Origin of the sequence: Burkholderia dolosa, assembly GCF_902499135.1 — a bacterium.
GTDB classification, from domain to species: Bacteria; Pseudomonadota; Gammaproteobacteria; order Burkholderiales; family Burkholderiaceae; genus Burkholderia; species Burkholderia dolosa.
Genome location: NZ_CABVPR010000139.1, coordinates 1 through 1,692 on the forward strand (window position 1 = coordinate 1; position 1,692 = coordinate 1,692).

The following is a 1,692-nucleotide window of genomic DNA, read 5'->3' on the forward strand; positions in this document are numbered from 1 at the left end:
GCGCTCATGCGTGCTCGGGCTGCTGCGCACCGGCGCCGGCGGCCGCGGGCGCAGCGGCGCTGCCGCCGGACGCGTCGCCGATCAGCTTGCCGTCGGTCGGCGTCGCCGGCAGCGGCTTCACGTCCTTCGCGTTGCCTTCGGTGACGACCGGCTTCGTCGCGGCTTCCGTCAGAAAATCGATCACGCGCATCAGCGCCTCGGGCGGCGACTGGCGCTTCACCTGCGTATGGATCGAATACTTCGCGCGCGTGTCGGTGCTGCGCGTCTGCTCGGACTTGTGCGACACGCGGCCGGACAGGCTCACGCTGATCGGCCCCCAGCCGAGCTTCGCCTAGAATTCGCCGCCGGCTTCCGTCGACGACGACGCCTTCTCCGACTGCGTGATCTCCATCTCGAAGTCGATCGTGCCTTCCTCGATCGCGATGATCGGGTGGACGATCGCCGCGAGCAGCGGAATGCGCATCGTCTTCTGCACGACGCCTTTCGATACGCCGCTTTCGTCGACGAGCGTTTCGTCGTAGTCGAACTGCACCGCGACCGCCTTGCCGCCCTGGATGCATACCTGCATCAGGAAATCGGCATAACTTTTCGCGGCCTGCGTTTGCGCGCTGATCATCGCTTTTAACGGGCCGGCGATCATTTGGTCCATCGGTAATGCGTTAATCACCGAGCCGATGAAATTTGCGTCCATGAATAAACTCCTCTTCGCGTGGGAGACAACGGAAATTCGCTGTCTTATTCACGTTAGAAAACCGAACGCCTTTACCCAATATGACGTCCGTCACGGCCGGCGGCCCGGGCCGGCCCGGGGCGGGCCGCGTCATGGGCGCCGGGCCCGGCGCGGACGAATTAGGACATTCGTCACGGAGCGACGGGCCTAGTGCGCCGTGCGTAAAACAGCGGTAAAAAAAGCGCCGGGTAGGGAAACGAAAAAACCTAAACCGAGCATCCCGATTTCGAGGAAACCGCGCAAATGAACGTTCTGATGATCGACAGCCCGCCGTTATTCGTCGCGGGCGTGGCGGACGTATTGTGTAAACGCGATGTGAACTGGCATGTATGGTCGGCACGCCGTCCCGAGGACGTTCTGCGTCTGCGCGACGCGCTGCTGCCCGACACGGTGGAAGCCATCACGATCGAATGCGACGAGCATGCGGCTCGGCCGAGCTGGCCGAACCTGCTGCACGAGACGTTCGCCGGCACGCCGTGGCTGTGCGTGGCGGCCGCCGTGTGCCGGCGCACGATCGCCGATGCGCTGCTCGCGGGCGCGGCCGGCATCATCGATCGCCACGCGAGTGCCGACGAATTCGCGGATGCGCTCGGCCGCGTCGCGGCCGGCGCGATCTACGTGCCGCCGAACGACGGCGGCGCGACGCAGGCGCGTGCGGGCGGCGTGCCGCCCGGCGACGATCGCGCGTTCGAACGCCTGACGCCGCGTCAGCGCGAAGTGCTGCGGCTGCTCGCCGAAGGCAAGTCGAACAAGCAGATCTGCCGCGTGCTGAACGTCGCGGAGGGCACGATCAAGAACCATCTGTATGCGCTGTTTCGCCAGATCGGCGTCAGCAACCGGACCGAAGCCGCGCTGTGGCTCGCGCGCCACGTGCCGTCCGAGCCGGCGGCGTTTCCGTTCGCGCCGGCGTGCCAGGCATCCGGCTGATGCGCGGCCGCCGCCACGACGGCAGCGTGGCGGCG

1 protein-coding gene and 1 pseudogene are annotated in these 1,692 nt (G+C 66.3%); one reads left to right on the forward strand and one right to left on the reverse strand.

From position 1 onward, the window contains the following. Window positions 1-4 precede the first annotated feature (4 nt). A pseudogene (locus tag BUB20358_RS27860) lies at window positions 5-691 on the reverse strand (DUF2589 domain-containing protein). Window positions 692-973: 282 nt separating this feature from the next. Here BUB20358_RS27860 and BUB20358_RS27865 point away from each other — a divergent pair. Next, window positions 974-1,657: a helix-turn-helix transcriptional regulator gene (locus tag BUB20358_RS27865; protein ID WP_035974426.1), complete on the forward strand. Its 684-nt coding sequence runs from the start codon at window positions 974-976 to the stop codon at window positions 1,655-1,657. Window positions 1,658-1,692 lie beyond the last annotated feature (35 nt).